This is a genomic window from Litorimonas cladophorae (assembly GCF_014652455.1).
Taxonomy (GTDB): Bacteria; Pseudomonadota; Alphaproteobacteria; order Caulobacterales; family Maricaulaceae; genus Litorimonas; species Litorimonas cladophorae.
This window is the reverse complement of sequence record NZ_BMYV01000001.1, coordinates 1,189,725-1,206,243: the sequence shown is the minus strand read 5'-3', so window position 1 is coordinate 1,206,243 and position 16,519 is coordinate 1,189,725. Positions and strand designations below refer to the sequence as shown.

Here is a 16,519-nt window from a genome sequence, read left to right as displayed (position 1 = left end):
CTTAGTCGATCCCATGAAAAAAAATGTAATCATTGTCGGCGCATCCCATGCGGCGGCACAAACGAGTGTAAGCCTGCGTCAAGCTGGATGGGAAGGACGGATAACCATTATCGGAGATGAGGCGGTTCTGCCTTATCATCGACCTCCTTTATCTAAAGATTTCCTGTCAGGTCAAAAGGCAGTCGAAGACATTCTTATTCGTCCGGCAGAGAGCTACGCAGCCGCTAATATCCACCTTAAACTGGGCGTTTGCGTAAACGGTATCAATCGTATGGATAAGACCGTCCTGACCGATAACGGAGAAACACTGAGCTATCACAAACTTGTTCTGACGACTGGCGCAAGGATCCGTCGCCTCCCCGTTCCGGGTGAGGACTTGGATAATGTATTTTATCTCCGCGATACATCAGACGTACTTGCGATCAAGCAAAAGGCGGAGACTGCGAAAAAGGCCATCATCATTGGTGGCGGATATATCGGTTTGGAGACGGCGGCCTCCCTGCGTAAGCAAGGACTGGATGTCACCGTTCTTGAGGCCATGCCTCGAATATTGCAGCGCGTTACCGCGCCAGAGCTATCGGTTTTCTATAAACGTGTTCATACCGAAGAGGGCGTAAAGATTGCTGAAAATGTAAGCGCGTCAGAAATCCAAAAAAGCGATGCTGGGCTCACGGTTCTTACATCCTGTGAACAGGCCTTGTCTGCCGATATGGTGATCATCGGGATTGGCGTGATTCCAAATATCGAACTGGCGAAAGAGGCTGACCTGACCGTTGGAAATGGGATCGCAGTTAACGAATTTTGCCAGACATCCGATCCTGACATCTATGCGGCTGGAGACGTCACTTGGCATTACAACGCAATTTATGACAGGCACATAAGATTGGAATCTGTTCCGAATGCGACTGAGCAGGGAAAGGTCGTCGCAAGTCACATTGCAGGCAAACCAAAAGCCTATAATAGTTTACCTTGGTTTTGGTCAGATCAGTTTGACTTGAAACTACAAATCGCGGGCCTGTCGACCGGTTATGATGAGGTCGTGTTACGTGGTGATCTTGAGCATGGTCGAAGCTTTGCAGCATATTATTTTAGAGATGGACGCTTTATTGCAGTCGACGCGGTAAACGCGCCGCGCGATTTCATGTTTGGTAAAATGTCATTGACGAAGGGGGTGAACTTAGATCCGTCGTCTCTTTCGAACACAGAAATTAGTCTAAAAGATTGCGTCTCTAACTAGACCCAAGGTCAATTTAGGCCTCTGAGAGGTGATTAGGTCGTCGTCTCTAAGTCTTCACGTTTTGCTTTTTTATGTTCATCTTCAACCATACCGCGTTTCCAATAACTGGAAATATATAAACGATCTTTTCCAAAGTTTTGTTCTACGCGAAGATATTGACGCAATAATTTCATCGCCTCAAACTCACAAGCCACCCAAGCATATTCCATATCATCAATCGCTAGTATGTCGCGGACGGTTTGGTTCAAAACCTCGGGGTTTGCGCCCAGCTCCGTTTCAACGATCCAGTGGATTTTCATGCCAGTCGGCGCAGTTAGCGTTTGCTCATCAGATTTTTCTCGAATGAGAATGACAACGTGGCCACTGGCATCATTCGGTAAATTTTCCAAGTTGACTGAAATGGCTGGTAATGCCGTCATGTCGCCAACCAATAGGAAAGGGCCTGAGCCTTCTGGGAGAGGCTTGGCAGGGCCAGGGCCGCCGACAAATATCCTATCGCCGGGCACCGCATTCAATGCCCAATCCGTAGCTGGGCCAGACGTGTCTTTTGATCCGTGTAAAGCAAAATCGACGTCGATGCTGGCTTCGGACTGGCTCCGTATGGTGTAGGTCCGCACGAGAGATTTTCCTGTCTCTGGGTCGGATAACCGTAACTTGATGTAGCCGCCGTCGCTATCGGGCGGGAAGCCGACAAAACCTTCGCCTCCCAATGTCACTCTGTGCATATTGGGAGTAAGGCGAACCGTTTCGATAACGTCTAGATTTCGAGGTTCTGGTCTTTGACGCGCCATGTATTGTTCCGTTTAGTGAATCTGAAACCCATTGGTTTCAAGGACGATGACGTCGGTCATGCCAGTTTCTGCGCTGATGATACCAGTCATTAGTCTATTTGGAAAATTGATTGAATGAATTTACATTAATCCGAATTTCGAATGCAACTGATTGTGAAAACACCTGCTGTTGCAGTGAGGCTTTGTCCACGAGCATCATAGCTTGTTGTCTAACCGCTCGACACTTCAGGAGGCCGTATGTCACCAGATGGGAATTGTGAGATCCTTATCTATATGGGGCACTTCTGATAGGACTTCGCGGGTGTACTGCCACCGTCCGCCTCCGTTGGAGAGATGGTGAATCACTTGAGACCTCCACATACACTGATTGTTACACCAAATTTGAGGTTACTTAAGGGTATAGGAAAGCAGAGGGAGGTTATCCCTGACTTATTACACGCTTATGATCCGGTGAGGGGAAGATGGTGGCTCCGCAAGCAGGACTCGAACCTGCGACAAGCTGATTAACAGTCAGCTGCTCTACCAACTGAGCTATTGCGGAATAGACCATTCGAGGTAGGCGCGCCTGATACAAGCGATTTTCGCATTCGGCAAGCGTAGTTTTCACTGTTTTCAAAAAAAAGCAGTGACAATGTTCAGGCCAAAAAAAAGGACGCCGAAGCGCCCGAAAGGTATTAGGTGAATGGTGGGTCCCCTAGAGGAGACACGCCTCCTTATTAACGAACAGGGTAAATAACGGGTTAACGACGCCAATAAAGTTCGATAATCTTAGGGGGAATGGACACAGACGGGGATCATTATTAAGATGATCCAATGAAAACGATCCAAACCTATGCAGAATTCTGGCCTTATTACCTGCGCGAGCATGCCCAAGCGGCGACGCGCGGTTGGCATTATCTGGGGACGGGACTGGCGATCGCCTTGTTAATTTATCTTCTGGCGACGCAAAACTGGCTACTGATTCCCCTAGTCCTAGTTTGCGGATATTTTTTCGCCTGGGTTAGCCACGGCTTGATCGAGAAAAACAAGCCCGCGACATTTACCTATCCACTATGGTCACTTGGGTCGGATTTCAAAATGCTCTTTCATTTTTTGACAGGCACGATGGGCCGCGAATTGGAAAAGGCGGGTGTTTCCGCTGCAACTCAAACGGAATAGACAATCTCGCCGTTTTTGATTGTATGCTGAACGCGGCCAGTTAGGCGGCGACCGTCAAACGGTGTGTTCTTTGACCGACTGCGAAGTTTTTCCGCATCACAAACCCAAGGTTCGTTGGGATCGAAAATCACAAGATCTGCGGCTGCGCCGACGCGAATGCGGCCTGCATCGAGGCCGAGAAGATCAGCGGGGCGGTGGGTGAGCGCGGCGAGGAATGCCAGCAAGTCCAACCCGCCATCGGCAACTTGGCTTAGCCCTGCCGCCAGCAGGAGTTCCAATCCGACTGCGCCAGGGGAGGCTTCGGCGTAGGGCAAGCGCTTTTCTCCGGCTGGACGTGGATCATGATCTGAGACAATAACGTCAATTGTGCCGTCATTGACCGCCGCCAACAGAGCTTGGCGATCGCGTTCTTCCCGCAGCGGCGGCTCTAACTTCGCAAATGTGCGGTAGTCACCAATATCCAACTCGTTCAACGCCAAATGGTTGATCGAGACTGAGGCCGCCACATCTAATTCTTTGGCTTTTGCGCGGCGAAGAACGGGCAGAACATCAGCTGAGGACACCAAATCGAGCAGCACCCGTCCGCCCGTTAATTCGGCGAGCGCGATATCGCGTTCGGCCATAATCCGTTCGGACACGGACGGCGCAGCGGTCAGGCCGAGGCGCGAGGAGAAATCGCTTTCATGGGCGACGGTTCCGCTGGAAAATTCTGGCGTCATACAGTGATTGGAAATTAACGCATTGAAGCTGGCGGAATATGACAGCAATCGCCGCATGATTTGTGCATTGCGAATAGGCTGTTTTCCGCTGGCGAACATGACCGCGCCGGCCTGTTGCATCAGGCCAATTTCGGTCATGGTTTCGCCGTCCAAGCCTTTGGTCAACGCACCGGCGACGAGTATGTCGACGGGCAAAGCCTCACCCCGTCGGATGACGTAATCCACCAATGCCATATCGTCGATTACAGGGTCGGTGCCCGGCATAACGACAAATGTTGTGACACCACCTGCAATAGCCGCATCTGCGGCGGTGGCGAGCGTTTCTCGGTTTTCGCGTCCGGGCTCTCCCGTGGTCACGCGCATATCGATCAGGCCCGGCGCAACGCAGAGGCCTTGGCCTTCGATAACGTTACCATAAACGGCGCAGTCTGGACCGAAGTCTGCGATTTCACCGTTTTCAATACGCAAGTGACCGATCGTGTCGGTACCGCTTTCGGGGTCCAAGATTCGAATATCAGTCAGGGTGATGCTCATAATGCTGACCCTTCGTTCTGCCGTCTGATATCTTGTGCATCAGAGAGCGCGTGTAAAATCGCCATACGCATGGCGACACCTGCGCCGACTTGATTAGTGATGAGGCTGATATCGGGATCATCGGCAACATCGGAACTGATCTCGACGCCGCGGTTCATGGGGCCCGGGTGCATGACCAGCGCGCCAGTTTTGGCGTAGGCGAGCTTGGCACGCGTCAAGCCGTGGAAATGATAATATTCGCGCTTTGACGGAACGAATGATCCTTTCATCCGCTCAAGTTGGAGACGCAACATCATGACCACGTCACAGCCTTGAAGCCCCGTTTCCATATCGTGGAAGACTTCAACGCCCCATCGATCGGCATCGGTTGGAATCAGGGTGGGCGGCCCCACGAGACGCACATTCGCGCCCAAGAGATTCAGAAGTTGCACATTCGACCGCGCCACGCGGCTGTGCAGAATATCGCCGCAAATCGCGATCTGAAGCCCGCCAATATCGCCGTCGAAAGCTTCACGCAGCGTCAGCGCATCAAGCAGCGCTTGGGTTGGATGCTCATGCATGCCGTCACCTGCATTGATCACGGAGCATGAGACTTTTTGGGCGAGCAGGGCGGGGGCACCCGAACTGCCGTGACGGACGACCAAGAGGTCGGGGTTCATCGCATTCAAGGTCGAGGCGGTGTCCAGCAATGTCTCGCCTTTTTTGACCGAGCTGGAGGCGACCTGCATGGAAATCACATCGGCCCCAAGGCGTTTGCCCGCCAGCTCGAATGATTTCTCTGTCCGCGTTGAATTTTCAAAGAACAAATTGATCAGCGTTTTCCCGCGCAGGACTTTGCTGCTGCCGCCTTTTTGATGCTCCAAATTGAGATAATGTGCGCCGAGGTCCAGCAAGCGTTCAATATCAACGCGGTGGAAGTCTGAAATTGATAGGCAATGTTCGCGCGTGAAGGGATAGGCGGCGAAATCATCGGTCATGGGCGTGCGATCCTTTAACTCGCGACGGGTTACCCGTCTGAAAGGATAGCGTCAATGCTCTGACGGACGTGAGTTTCGCAAGCGTCACCGCTTACAGCCGCCGTTGAAACTTTGGTTTCAACATTGGGGTCTGCCGAAATGCGATGTCCAACTAAGTTGGGACGGTCCGCAGAGTTGGCCTCCGCGATGGAGTACCAGATTTGTTGTTTTGTTTTACGCGATAGCCACGCTATCCGTTTGTCAGGCGGATAACGCAAACTCTGCGGCAGTGGTTTTTGAAGAAGCGGCCAGTCATAAACCCCCGAGTTCAGACACTTGGACTGACGGGTCGGCTCTCACTTCAAAAGCCCCGGCACAGTCAAATGTCTCACCATTCAATGCTCAGGCCCACCGTCTCTCGAACCGGCAAGCGAGGCCCCGCCTGTCCCATGTCCGAAAGAACCCCTGTAAATTATCACAGCTTTTCAGGGCGGGGATCAGTTTCTTGCAGGACGATTGATTACAGAGGCTTAGAGGTGTTTTATACGGGGATCATTCCATTTCGGAGCCATAAATGGCCGAATTTAAATGTCTTTGACACACGTAGAGGGCGCCTGTTTTAAAGGCGAAGTGGAGGTTGATAGAACGAGTACCGAGAATAACTTGTTTAAAAACTAACTTTGCAGTAGACATATTTCCACACATTCTCTCGGGGGCAACAGAGTGGTGACAAATCCGATTGTATTTAATCTCGTCTCGCTAATGCGGGCTACGCCTAGATTTGCTATTCGGATTCTCGCTGTAATTTCATGCTTTTTGTGTTCATCTGTAAATCTATATGCCCAGCTTACCGTCGATGATGGTTTGCCGCCAGGATGGGAAAATTGGGAGCGTGAATGTGGCCAGCCAGCCGGGCTTAGTGCCTGTCAAAACTTAGGTAAGGTCTGGGTGTTTGGGGTTGAGAGACCGGTCGATATTACCGAGGGTACGGAAGCGTTCTTCAAAGCGTGTGAAATCTATAAAGATTTAGAATCCTGCGCAATAACGATTGAATACGCGCGCGACCAAGCGCCCAACCCTGAAATCTACGAAAAAACTCTCAATATAGGCTGCAGATTGAGAGAGTTTAGATATTGTATCGAACTTTATGACACTGTCAGGCCCAGCCCAGTGATGTATAAATTATCCTTAGGCGCTGCTTGCAATGCGGGTGATCCCGATGTTTGTGATGTCGCCGCAATGGCATTCAATCCCAGAAAAAAACCTGGACCAAACGACCCTGTTCCAGATGTAAACTTTGCCGTCAAATGGGGTAAAAAGGGCTGTGAGCTTGGAAGTGGTTATGCGTGCAAGAGCGTTGGACAAGCTTATGCGGGATTCCTTTCTAGAGAGCCGTCTTTGCCTAAGAATACCCAAGAGGGGTTGCTATGGTTTCGCAAAGCTTGCCAATTAAAATATGGCAGCGCGTGCATGGAAATTCTCGATTACGCCACAGGATCAGCACAGAACCTCAGCCCGAATGATGATGTTGCTATCAGCATAAATGATATCGAAATGGCTCTTAGATACGGATGCGAAGACCAATTCCCGCAAATGTGTCTAAAGGCGGCAAGTGTTTATCATACGGGTAAATTGAATGTGCCCCCTCGCCCTCAAAAAGCGGTCAAATACGCTATCGCGGCATGCTACACCGAAGATAAATATTATGAGGGTTTCAGGACTCCTGAATTTTATAAAGGGCACATCCGAGAAGCTTGTGACTATGCCGCCGCTCTTACCGCGGATGCATATGAAAGAACGGGTGAGTTGACGTTTGACGATATTTTGACGGCTAAGCGTGGGTGTGAGTTTGGAAGTGCTTTGTCGTGCTACCAGCAGGGACGCTCTGAAATCGTTCACAAACGTTATGAAGCTGGAACAGCCAGCATGCACAAGTCATGTAAGCTCGGCGACAGTAATGCTTGTGATTGGGTTGCAAGTGAAGCTGCACGCGAGCGAAAGGAAAAAGAAGCACGCCTTGCTCGGGCTGCGGCGCAAAAAAAAGCGCGTCAGGAACGGCTCGCAGAGATAGCACAACAGCAAAATTATAGCGCCAGCACCGCAAATAGCTTTTCCTCTTCCTACACACCTCCATCGCGGTCTTATCTCGCACCTAATACCAACAGGAGTTATGCGGCCCAAGAAAGTTCGGCGGCGATTTATAATCGTGTCAGAGTTCGAACACGACAAACCTATTGCAACACAGGCGGCACATATGGCTGTTAATTTCTTTAGAAAGGAAATCTCATGAAAAATTTAGTAGGAGTTAGCGTTGCTATAGCGCTTAACCTGAGCTGCGCGACGCTTGCGTCAGCCAACGAAGATCCAGTCCTTAAATCTCAAATGGACTCATTGCAGAAATGGGGCGCAAGTTGCATGCAGGCCAAAGGCTTGAATGTTGAAGCGGCCTGTAAGTCATCTTTAGATAATACCCTTGTATTGCAGCCAAACATTAATTCACTCGACCATCTGATGATGTCTTTTATGGTCGAAGCACACGCGCGGTCTAATTTGGCTAACGCTTACATCAAAGAGGAAAGGGTCGGGGAGCATTGCGATATGTCCGAAAAGGTTTTGCTTACAGGGTTATATGCCTCAAAAAACAGCGACCATCAGTTCTTTCCGCCCATCAAACAAATCGCTGATCAGCATGTCTCTGATGTCAAAAATTGTCGCAAACTTTTTGGTACGCAACCAGGTACCGTGAAATTAGAGCCTTAAAAAGTTTTCTGAAGCGGGCGATTCCAAGTTCGAATCTTAGTCTTAACGGGACTAAGAAGAAAATACGTGTTCTTGAAAACCTTTATATTTAATTAGATGCTAATGTATTAATTTAGGTCCACTACGGGGATTTATAAATACTATAATCACTAATTCCTCAACCGGTCCAAGACGCCTTGCAGGATATATCCCGCGGCAAGCTTATCGACGTTCTCGGCGCGTTTCTTGCGGCTCATATCGGCTTCGAGCATGCCGCGCGTCACGGCCATCGTCGACATCCGTTCGTCCCAGAACAGGATGGGCAGGTCGCGAATTTTCATGAGGTTATTGGCAAAGTCTTTGACAGATTGAACACGCGGTCCCGCCGTGCCGTTCATATTCATAGGCAAGCCGATAACGAGGCCGACCGCTTCGTTCTTGTCATAAATGTCGAGCAATTCAGCCGCGTCTGGCGTAAATTTCTTGCGATGAATGGTGACCAATGGTGTGGCAATCAACCGTGTTCGATCTGAGATCGCCAGCCCTAAGGTTTTGGTGCCAGGATCAAGGCCGAGCAGGGGGCCCGTAGTCGCGGCAAAGTCTGGAATGGTTTGAATTGGCATATCGCGCCCCTATCGCAGAAAGATCGAGGCGACTAGCACTAGCATGTAAAAGGCCGCCAGCAGACTCAGTAGAACTTTCACCCATCTGGCCGGAAAACGTTTCCATAAAACGGTGATACAAACGACGGCCAGACCGATTTCGATGAGGCTGACCCAGCGCGCATGGTGATCAACGTCCCAATAAGATAGTGGACTGCTAAACCGCCAATCCGTCAGCGGCCAAAAGTGACGATAAGCGTCATCGGCATGGACAGGTAAATCTGTCGCCATATGAATAAGCGCGGCGAGTGCGAAAAAGAGTAAAAGCTTGCCCCATGTCTTTGACCGCGCGGCCAACCCAATCAGCATAAGCGCCGCGTAGATTGGGACTGAATTAAACCAAGCGATCAGGTTCTGCATCGTGTCTTGGAAATACAGCTCTCGCCACATCTCCGCGCCTGATACGCCTTTGACGATTGACTGATACGGCGCCCAAAGAAAAATCGCCAAATCAGGCGTCAGTGACCCAAGAAAAACAAAAAAGTTGCGTTTGCGATCGCCCTTTTTCGAAAGCACAGCCAGGGCAAGTAATGTATGGGTCGGGGTGTTCACCTGTCCGCTCTAGATCTCTGCGATTTACAACGCAAATGGTCAGGCGCTTGATGTGTGACTACTTCTGACGTTCTGGATGCACGCCAATCCAATTTTCATCGACATAGGCTTTAATCGCCTTGGCATCGGCATCGATATTGCCGGTTAATGGAAAGAGTCGATCAAGCACGACATGTTTGTTCGGGCCGTCAAATGCACAAATAAAGACGGGCACATTCGCCGCATAGGCAACGCGTAAGAACCCTGTTTTGTATTTGGAAACTTTCGAACGTGTCCCTTCCGGGGGGAAGCCGATGCAGATTTTATCTGTCTCTTCGATATATTTGGTCAGCTGTTGGACCACGGCTTTGCCGCCGCGTCCGCGATCAACGGGATATCCACCTAGCGCGCGAAACAGCGGCCCCATTGGCCAGAAGAACCACTCTTTCTTGATCAAGAACGTATATTTGAAGCCACTGGCCAGCATGGCGAGTGAGGCGCTGATTGCGTCCCAATTTGATGTGTGCGGAACGCCTATAATCACAAATTTATCGACATCGGGCATTTTGCCCTTCAATTTCCATCCTGTGAGTTTCAAACCTAAGGAGCCAAATCCCCGCGTGAAGGCATTTCCCATGCGGGGGCTGTGCGAGGACATATGTGGATTGTCGTATTTCATGGACCGCGTTCTAACTAGTTTCAATCATTTGAAAAGGTCGTGGATTGAATAATCCAAACTCACATATGATCTATCTCTAGGTAGGGCGACCTAATTTCGTATGCCGACGTAATGGGCATCAATATAGGATTTAATCGCCGCGTTCTCTGTGTCGATATCGCTATGGGGTTCCCAAATTTGATCGAGCACGATGCGTTTGTTCTCAGCATCAATCCCGACGATGAATAAGGGGACGCCGACAGCCTTTGCGATGCGCAAATATCCTGTTTTATAGCTGTCGACCCGTGAGCGCGTGCCTTCGGGCGTGATGCCGAGCCAAATTGAGTCACGCTGGTCAAACCAATCTTTAATTTGGGACATAACATCTGTTTTCGCTTTCCGGTCAATTGGAATTCCGCCCAGAGCTTTCCACAATCGACCTAATGGCCAAATGAACGCTTCCTTTTTCATCATCCATGAAAACTTCAGCCCGACTGAGAGCATTGAGCCCATTGCGAGAAACAGGTCCCAATTGGATGTGTGAGGACCGCCGATGATAATGGCTTTTTTCAGATTGGGGAGCTTGCCGACCAAGGTCCACCCCATCGCTTTCAGGATCACGTCACCGATCCAGCGCGTTACCGCATTTCCCATTCGGGGCGCATTTGGGCCTATAAATTCATTCTCGTACTTCAATGCCATGGTCCCTATTTGGTAGCCGATCGGCAGAGGTAAAATTCGGCCTAGCTGTTTTCAGGTTTTAATCCTGTATAATGACTACGCACGAAATCGCGAACGCGGGCATTATCGACGTCAATATCTCCAGTCAGGTCGATGAATTGGTCGAAAACAAGGGTCTTTGTCTCTGAATTGACGCCGACCACGAAGATCGGGACGCCTGTGGCATAGGCGATGCGCAGATAGCCCTTCTTATACGACTCTACCTTGGTTCGTGTTCCCGCGGGCGTAATCCCGATCCAAGCCTTTTCATTGGCGTCAAACCAATCGGCAATCTGTCCGACCACATCCTTGGCCGCCTTGCGATCAATGGGAATGCCGCCCATCGCTTTGAACGTGCCCGCCATTGGAAAAAAGAATGCTTCTTTTTTCATCATCCATTTATACTCGAGACCCAGTGCAAAGCGCATGCCCATCGCCAAAATCAGGTCCCAGTTGGAGGTGTGCGGCGTGCCCAGCAAGATTACCTTGGGCACATCGGGAACGGTGCCACCCAATTTCATGCCCACGGAGCGCAACATCAGACGTCCAAAGGCGCGGGAAAGCTTATTGCCAAATGCCGGCGCATTCGGTGGGAGCGGTAAAGTCATTGTGGGGCGTCAGCCTAGATTTGCAAAAACTCGATGGCACATCGCCGCTTCGTCTGCCTGCCCGCCCTAAAACGGGCAGAACTGCGATACAAGGCTCTCTGAACCACAATGGGGGTCACAATGTCTTGCGCCTGTTTTTTGCGCCTGCTAACCGCGCACTTCGAGAGTTAAGGACTGACGAAATGGCCCAACCTAAAAACGGCGTCACAGCAGACGACGTCAAGAAAATCGCAAAGCTATCCCGGCTCCATGTAGAGGCTGACCGTCTCCAACCGATTGCCGAAGATTTGAACGGCATTCTGGCTTGGATCGAACAGCTCAGTGAAGTGGACGTCGAGGGCGTAGAGCCCATGACATCCGCCGTGGATATGGCTGCGCCAATGCGCGCCGACAAAGTGACCGACGGCGGCAAACGTGACGATGTATTGAAAAATGCGCCGAAGTCAGACGATGGCTTCTTCGTCGTTCCGCGTAGTGTTGAGTAGGAAGTAGATCATGACTGACCTCACAAAAATGACATTGTCCGGCGCGCTGGACGGCATGGCCAAAGGCGATTTCTCGTCCGAAGAGCTGACAAAAGCCCATGTTGATGCCTGTATGGATGGCGCGGAGTTGAACGCGTTTATTACGACAACTTTTGAATTGGCCATGGATCAGGCGAAAGCCTCTGACGCGCGCCGCGCATCAGGCGAAGTAGGTAAGCTCGAAGGCGCGCCTTTGGGTATCAAAGATTTGTTCTGCACCGAAGGCGTGAAAACCACGGCAGGGTCAAAAATCCTTGGGGATTTCACACCAACTTACGAATCAACTGTTTCGGCCAATATGAAAGCCGACGGCATGGTCATGCTGGGTAAACTAAATCTCGATGAATTCGCGATGGGTAGCTCGAACGAGACCTCGCATTTCGGTCCCGTGATTAACCCTTGGCGCAATGGCGAAGACCTTGTGCCTGGTGGGTCATCTGGTGGCTCGGCTTCGGCTGTGGCGGCGGACTTATGTTTGGGTGCAACTGCGACAGATACGGGCGGTTCGATCCGCCAGCCCGCGTCGTTCACGGGTACAGTCGGGATCAAACCCACATATGGTCGGTGTTCGCGTTGGGGCACTGTCGCCTTTGCAAGTTCGCTCGATCAAGCGGGGCCGATTGCTAAGACGGTTCGCGATAGCGCGATCTTGCTGGAAAGCATGGCGGGATATGATCCCAAAGATTCGACCTCGATCAACGCTGACGTGCCCGATTGGGTTGGTGCCTGTGGTCAGTCCATCAAAGGGATGCGTATTGGTATTCCGAAAGAATATTCTATCGACGGCATGCCCGCCGACATTCAAGCGTTATGGGACAATGGTATTGAGATGATGAAGGCTGCGGGCGCGGAAATCGTCCCGATCAGCTTGCCACACACCAAATATGCGCTGCCAGCCTATTACGTTGTTGCCCCTGCTGAAGCGTCTTCAAACTTGGCGCGTTATGACGGTATGCGTTACGGCCTCCGCGTTGACGGTAAAGACCTGACAGATACCTATGAGCTGACACGCACTGATGGTTTCGGTGATGAAGTCCGCCGTCGTATCATGATCGGAACCTATGTTCTGTCCGCTGGATATTACGACGCCTATTATCTGCGCGCGCAGAAAGTTCGTACGCGGATCGTGCAAGATTTTGAAAACGCCTGGGAAAGCTGTGACGCGATCCTAACGCCGACTGCGCCAAGCGCAGCCTTTGCAGTGGGCCGCAAAGTTAGCGATCCGGTGCAAATGTATCTGAACGATATTTTCACGGTCACGACGAACTTGGCTGGCTTGCCGGGGGTTTCTGTCCCTGCGGGCCTCGACCAAAACGGCTTGCCGCTGGGATTGCAGATTATCGGCCGCGCGATGGATGAGGCGACCGTGTTTAAGGCTGCAAGCGCGTTGGAAGACGCGGCTGGGTTTACAGCTAAACCAGAAAAATGGTGGGTATAGATCATGTTCATAGCACCACGCATTGCGGATAAAAAAGACTGGATCACCACGGATACGGGTGATTGGGAAATCATCATTGGGCTTGAGGTCCATGCGCAGGTCGCGTCCGAGTCCAAACTCTTCTCTGGCTCAGCCACGGATTACGGCTCTGCACCGAATACGCAGGTGTCGCTCGTCGACGCGGGTATGCCAGGTATGTTGCCTGTCGTGAACGAGTTCTGCATCGAGCAAGCCGTGAAGACGGGTTTTGGCTTGAACGCCAAGATCAATCTGTTCTCGCGCTTTGACCGCAAAAACTATTTCTATGTCGACCTGCCGCAAGGTTATCAAATTTCACAATTCGAGCATCCAATTGTAGGCGAGGGCGAGATCGAAATCCTGCCGATTGACGGCGACGGTAATGTCGGCGAGCCGGTAAATGTGGGTATCGAGCGCCTCCATTTGGAGCAAGATGCAGGTAAATCCGTGCATGATCTGTCGCCAGATGAAACTTATGTCGATTTGAACCGCTGCGGTGTGGCGCTCATGGAAATCGTATCTAAACCTGACATGCGCTCGCCAGAAGAAGCCTCGGCCTATGTCGAGAAGCTACGCGGTATCGTGCGCGCGCTAGGCACATGTGACGGCGATATGGAGAAGGGCAACCTTCGCGCCGATGTGAACGTGTCCGTACGTCGTCCCGGCGGAGAGCTCGGCACGCGTTGCGAGATTAAGAACGTCAACTCTATGCGGTTCATCCGTCAGGCCATCAATTTTGAAGCCCGTCGTCATATCGACATTTTGGAAGCAGGCGGCGAGATCGATCAGGAAACACGCCTGTTCGATAGCGTCAAAGGCGAAACACGGACCATGCGCTCCAAAGAAGACGCGCATGATTACCGTTATTTCCCGGACCCCGATTTGCTGCCGATTAAGCTTGAGCAATCTTTCGTTGACCGCATCAAAGCTGAGCTGCCAGAAATGCCTGACGTCCGCAAAGCGCGCTTTATGTCCGATTATGGTTTGCCAGAATATGATGCGCGCATCTTGACGGCGGATAAGACAAAGGCTGACTTCTACGAAATCGTCACCAAGGGGCGGGATTCCAAAATCGCGTCGAACTGGACGATGGGCGAGCTATTCGGTGCGCTAAATAAAGCTGGGCTTGAGCTGGAAGACAGCCCTGTTTCGGCTGATGCGCTGGGCGGCCTGATTGACCGTATCCTCGACGACACAATCTCGGGCAAAATTGCCAAAGACGTGTTTGAGAAAATGTTCGCGGGCGAAGGGACAGCTGACGAGATCATCGAACGCGATGGCCTGAAACAGGTCACGGACATGGGCGCGATTGAAGCGATGGTTGATAAGGTCATTGCTGATAATTCGGGCCAAGCGGCCGCGGCAAAAGAAAACCCGAAACTCCTTGGCTTCTTCGTTGGACAAGTCATGAAAGCTAGCCAAGGCAAAGCCAATCCGCAGGCCGTGAATAAAATCTTGCGGGAGAAGCTGGGATTGTAATTATGACCGAACAAACACGCGAACAAAAAGAAGCTTCGATAAAAATGGTGTCGCTCGTGATGCGCGGCGGAATTCTTATGCTTCTGGTTTTGGCGGTTATGTTTTACAGTGAGATCATCCCATCCGAGATGGGCGAATTGATCGCCCTTGTCATGGTTGGCGTGGCCATTGCCGATTTTTTTGTCCTCAAATTCCTATTAGCAAAGATGCGAGCGGATTTAGACAAGATATGAAAACTCAACCTGGCTCTGACTTTAGACGTCATTTTTAGGTGTATCAATGATCGCGATTGGCCTTCCATTTCTCTTGAATAATGCAGGAAAGCCAATTGGGTTTTCATAATTGAGGGGTGCAGCGGTCGGTATTGCCGATTATGTCTTTTTGATCTGGTCAAAGAGTAGAGGGATAAATCAATGAGCCTAAATACCGATAAGAGCGCGTCTGTATCAGATGCGTTGGACACGCGGATCACATGCCGACAGTTCCTCGACACACCCGTCCCAGAAGATGTGTTGCAAGGATTGTTGACCAAAGCGTTACGCAGTCCGTCTGGCGGCAATCTACAGCCATGGAAAATCCACGTGATGACGGGTGAAACGTTGGCCAACTTCAAGAAGGACGCTGTCGAGATCACATTGGCGGGTAAAACCGAAGAGCCGACGCATCCCGCCTATCCGCAACCCCTTTGGGAGCCGCAGCGCTCTTGGCGGTATAAGCTTGGCGAGGATATGTACGCCAAACTCGGCATTCCACGTGAAAATAAAATGGGGCGTTTGGTTTGGTTCGCGCAAAACGCTAAGTTTTTTGAAGCCCCTGTTGGCATCATCATTACGGGCGACAAGCGCCTTGGCGCGCCGCAACATATGGATATCGGCATTTTCATCCAATCTTTGATGCTCCTCGCGCGGGAAGCAGGCCTGCATACTGCCCCGCAAGGCTGGTGGCGGAACTGGACATCAGTCTGTCACAAATATTTGGACATTCCAGAGGAGGAGGAAGTCATGGTTGGCATGGCGATTGGCTTTGGCGACGCCTCTGCCAACGTCAATAATCTCTATGCTGATCGCGCGTCTTTGGATGAGGTCGCTAAATTTTATGGCTAAATTTCTCGTTTTTTCGTGAAATAAATTTCGCGAGCTCAGGTGTTACTTCGGCGTGAATCTCAAATGGGGTTCGCGCCTTTTGTTTGTCTAGACTTCGTTTTAATTTGATTTTTACCAAGTTAAACTTCTAAATTAACTTGTATTGATCAAGTTTAACTCAAGTAAAGGTGTTTTAACCACGTTTTTCTTTAACTCTATATTTATCTTGAACTGACCAAATTGGCTCATGCCGAAGAGAGGCGCGCCCAACGCGTCCAAGCCAAGGCAACCCCGGGAATGGCCCGAAGGGTAAGGTGAATGAAAATGGGAGGAGACCGTAATGGCCTTTACTGAAATGGAAGTCCGCGAAGCGGAAAACGCAATTGTAACCGCTGCTGGCGCAGATGATATGTTTCGCTTGGGACTGATTTACTCGACGGACATGGAAGATCGTGGCCCGAACTTCGTCGAAGCGCATAAATGGTTCAGCCTAGCTGCAATGATGGGTAGCCAGCCTGCGAAATCTTATCGCGAAGAGTTGAAGATGGAAATGTCCGCCATGGACCTTACGCTCGCTCAACGCGCCGCACGGGGTTGGTTGGCTGAAAACCGAAAATTGCTGGCCGCTTAAACGACCTGCTTAAACGACCCATTTAAATCGACGA

General features: G+C 50.9%; 19 protein-coding genes and 1 tRNA gene. 10 read left to right on the top strand and 10 right to left on the bottom strand.

The features are described from left to right. The first annotated feature begins 13 nt into the window (after positions 1 to 13). Positions 14 to 1,237 carry an NAD(P)/FAD-dependent oxidoreductase gene (locus tag IE073_RS05730; protein WP_189582513.1) on the top strand — a complete coding sequence of 408 codons (1,224 nt, stop codon included), beginning with the start codon at positions 14 to 16 and terminating at the stop codon, positions 1,235 to 1,237. Between the two features lie 32 nt (positions 1,238 to 1,269). Here the strand turns inward: IE073_RS05730 and IE073_RS05725 are convergent, their stop codons facing one another. Continuing rightward, positions 1,270 to 2,028, bottom strand: a complete 759-nt coding sequence (locus IE073_RS05725) for a siderophore-interacting protein (RefSeq protein ID WP_189582510.1) — start codon at positions 2,026 to 2,028, stop codon at positions 1,270 to 1,272. Positions 2,029 to 2,493: 465 nt separating this feature from the next. Further along, positions 2,494 to 2,569, bottom strand: a tRNA-Asn gene (locus IE073_RS05720). 272 nt (positions 2,570 to 2,841) lie between these two features. On the opposite strand from IE073_RS05720, the gene IE073_RS05715 reads away from it, so the two are divergent. After that, entirely contained in the window at positions 2,842 to 3,186 is a 345-nt protein-coding gene (locus tag IE073_RS05715; RefSeq protein WP_189582507.1) for an Mpo1-like protein, read from the top strand. Here the strand turns inward: IE073_RS05715 and pyrC are convergent. The 3 genes from pyrC to IE073_RS05700 are packed head-to-tail and all read right to left on the bottom strand — an operon-like array spanning position 3,174 to position 5,673. After that, complete coding sequence (gene pyrC, locus IE073_RS05710; protein ID WP_189582504.1) at positions 3,174 to 4,439, bottom strand: dihydroorotase; 1,266 nt, start codon at positions 4,437 to 4,439, stop codon at positions 3,174 to 3,176. The two genes, IE073_RS05715 and pyrC, sit on opposite strands and share 13 nt — an antisense overlap. Beyond that, a complete protein-coding gene (locus IE073_RS05705; RefSeq protein ID WP_189582501.1) occupies positions 4,436 to 5,416 on the bottom strand; it encodes an aspartate carbamoyltransferase catalytic subunit in 981 nt (326 codons plus the stop codon). Before IE073_RS05705 ends, pyrC begins: the two co-directional genes overlap by 4 nt. A gap of 29 nt (positions 5,417 to 5,445) precedes the next feature. Then, the gene (locus IE073_RS05700; protein WP_189582498.1) at positions 5,446 to 5,673 is read right to left on the bottom strand and encodes a hypothetical protein; all 228 of its coding nucleotides are present in this window, start codon (positions 5,671 to 5,673) and stop codon (positions 5,446 to 5,448) included. Positions 5,674 to 6,121: 448 nt separating this feature from the next. Between IE073_RS05700 and IE073_RS05695 the strand changes: the two genes are divergently transcribed. After that, entirely contained in the window at positions 6,122 to 7,660 is a 1,539-nt protein-coding gene (locus IE073_RS05695; RefSeq protein ID WP_189582495.1) for an SEL1-like repeat protein, read from the top strand. 21 nt (positions 7,661 to 7,681) lie between these two features. Then, a complete protein-coding gene (locus IE073_RS05690) occupies positions 7,682 to 8,155 on the top strand; it encodes a hypothetical protein (protein WP_189582492.1) in 474 nt (157 codons plus the stop codon). A 149-nt stretch (positions 8,156 to 8,304) separates the two neighbouring features. On the opposite strand, the gene ruvX is transcribed toward IE073_RS05690, so the two are convergent. From ruvX to IE073_RS05665, 5 genes are all read right to left on the bottom strand, one after another. Beyond that, positions 8,305 to 8,757 (bottom strand): Holliday junction resolvase RuvX, encoded by a 453-nt coding sequence (gene ruvX, locus IE073_RS05685; protein WP_189582489.1) that lies wholly within the window; start codon positions 8,755 to 8,757, stop codon positions 8,305 to 8,307. Positions 8,758 to 8,766: 9 nt separating this feature from the next. Next, positions 8,767 to 9,348 carry a hypothetical protein gene (locus tag IE073_RS05680; protein ID WP_189582486.1) on the bottom strand — a complete coding sequence of 194 codons (582 nt, stop codon included), beginning with the start codon at positions 9,346 to 9,348 and terminating at the stop codon, positions 8,767 to 8,769. Between the two features lie 58 nt (positions 9,349 to 9,406). Then, positions 9,407 to 10,006, bottom strand: a complete 600-nt coding sequence (locus IE073_RS05675) for a 1-acyl-sn-glycerol-3-phosphate acyltransferase (RefSeq protein WP_189582483.1) — start codon at positions 10,004 to 10,006, stop codon at positions 9,407 to 9,409. Between the two features lie 90 nt (positions 10,007 to 10,096). Further along, positions 10,097 to 10,687, bottom strand: coding sequence for a 1-acyl-sn-glycerol-3-phosphate acyltransferase (locus IE073_RS05670; RefSeq protein ID WP_189582480.1), 591 nt, complete (start codon positions 10,685 to 10,687; stop codon positions 10,097 to 10,099). A 41-nt stretch (positions 10,688 to 10,728) separates the two neighbouring features. After that, positions 10,729 to 11,313 (bottom strand): 1-acyl-sn-glycerol-3-phosphate acyltransferase, encoded by a 585-nt coding sequence (locus tag IE073_RS05665; protein ID WP_189582477.1) that lies wholly within the window; start codon positions 11,311 to 11,313, stop codon positions 10,729 to 10,731. A 182-nt stretch (positions 11,314 to 11,495) separates the two neighbouring features. Here IE073_RS05665 and gatC point away from each other — a divergent pair, with 182 nt between their 5' ends. From gatC to IE073_RS05635, 6 genes are all read left to right on the top strand, one after another. Then, positions 11,496 to 11,798 (top strand): Asp-tRNA(Asn)/Glu-tRNA(Gln) amidotransferase subunit GatC, encoded by a 303-nt coding sequence (gene gatC, locus IE073_RS05660; RefSeq protein WP_189582474.1) that lies wholly within the window; start codon positions 11,496 to 11,498, stop codon positions 11,796 to 11,798. A 10-nt stretch (positions 11,799 to 11,808) separates the two neighbouring features. Then, positions 11,809 to 13,275, top strand: coding sequence for an Asp-tRNA(Asn)/Glu-tRNA(Gln) amidotransferase subunit GatA (gene gatA / locus IE073_RS05655; RefSeq protein ID WP_189582471.1), 1,467 nt, complete (start codon positions 11,809 to 11,811; stop codon positions 13,273 to 13,275). A 3-nt stretch (positions 13,276 to 13,278) separates the two neighbouring features. After that, positions 13,279 to 14,772, top strand: a complete 1,494-nt coding sequence (gene gatB / locus IE073_RS05650; protein WP_189582468.1) for an Asp-tRNA(Asn)/Glu-tRNA(Gln) amidotransferase subunit GatB — start codon at positions 13,279 to 13,281, stop codon at positions 14,770 to 14,772. Between the two features lie 2 nt (positions 14,773 to 14,774). Beyond that, the gene (locus IE073_RS05645; RefSeq protein WP_189582465.1) at positions 14,775 to 15,005 is read left to right on the top strand and encodes a hypothetical protein; all 231 of its coding nucleotides are present in this window, start codon (positions 14,775 to 14,777) and stop codon (positions 15,003 to 15,005) included. Between the two features lie 180 nt (positions 15,006 to 15,185). Beyond that, positions 15,186 to 15,875, top strand: coding sequence for a nitroreductase (locus tag IE073_RS05640; protein ID WP_189582462.1), 690 nt, complete (start codon positions 15,186 to 15,188; stop codon positions 15,873 to 15,875). A gap of 319 nt (positions 15,876 to 16,194) precedes the next feature. After that, entirely contained in the window at positions 16,195 to 16,485 is a 291-nt protein-coding gene (locus tag IE073_RS05635) for a hypothetical protein (RefSeq protein WP_189582459.1), read from the top strand. Positions 16,486 to 16,519: the final 34 nt, after the last annotated feature.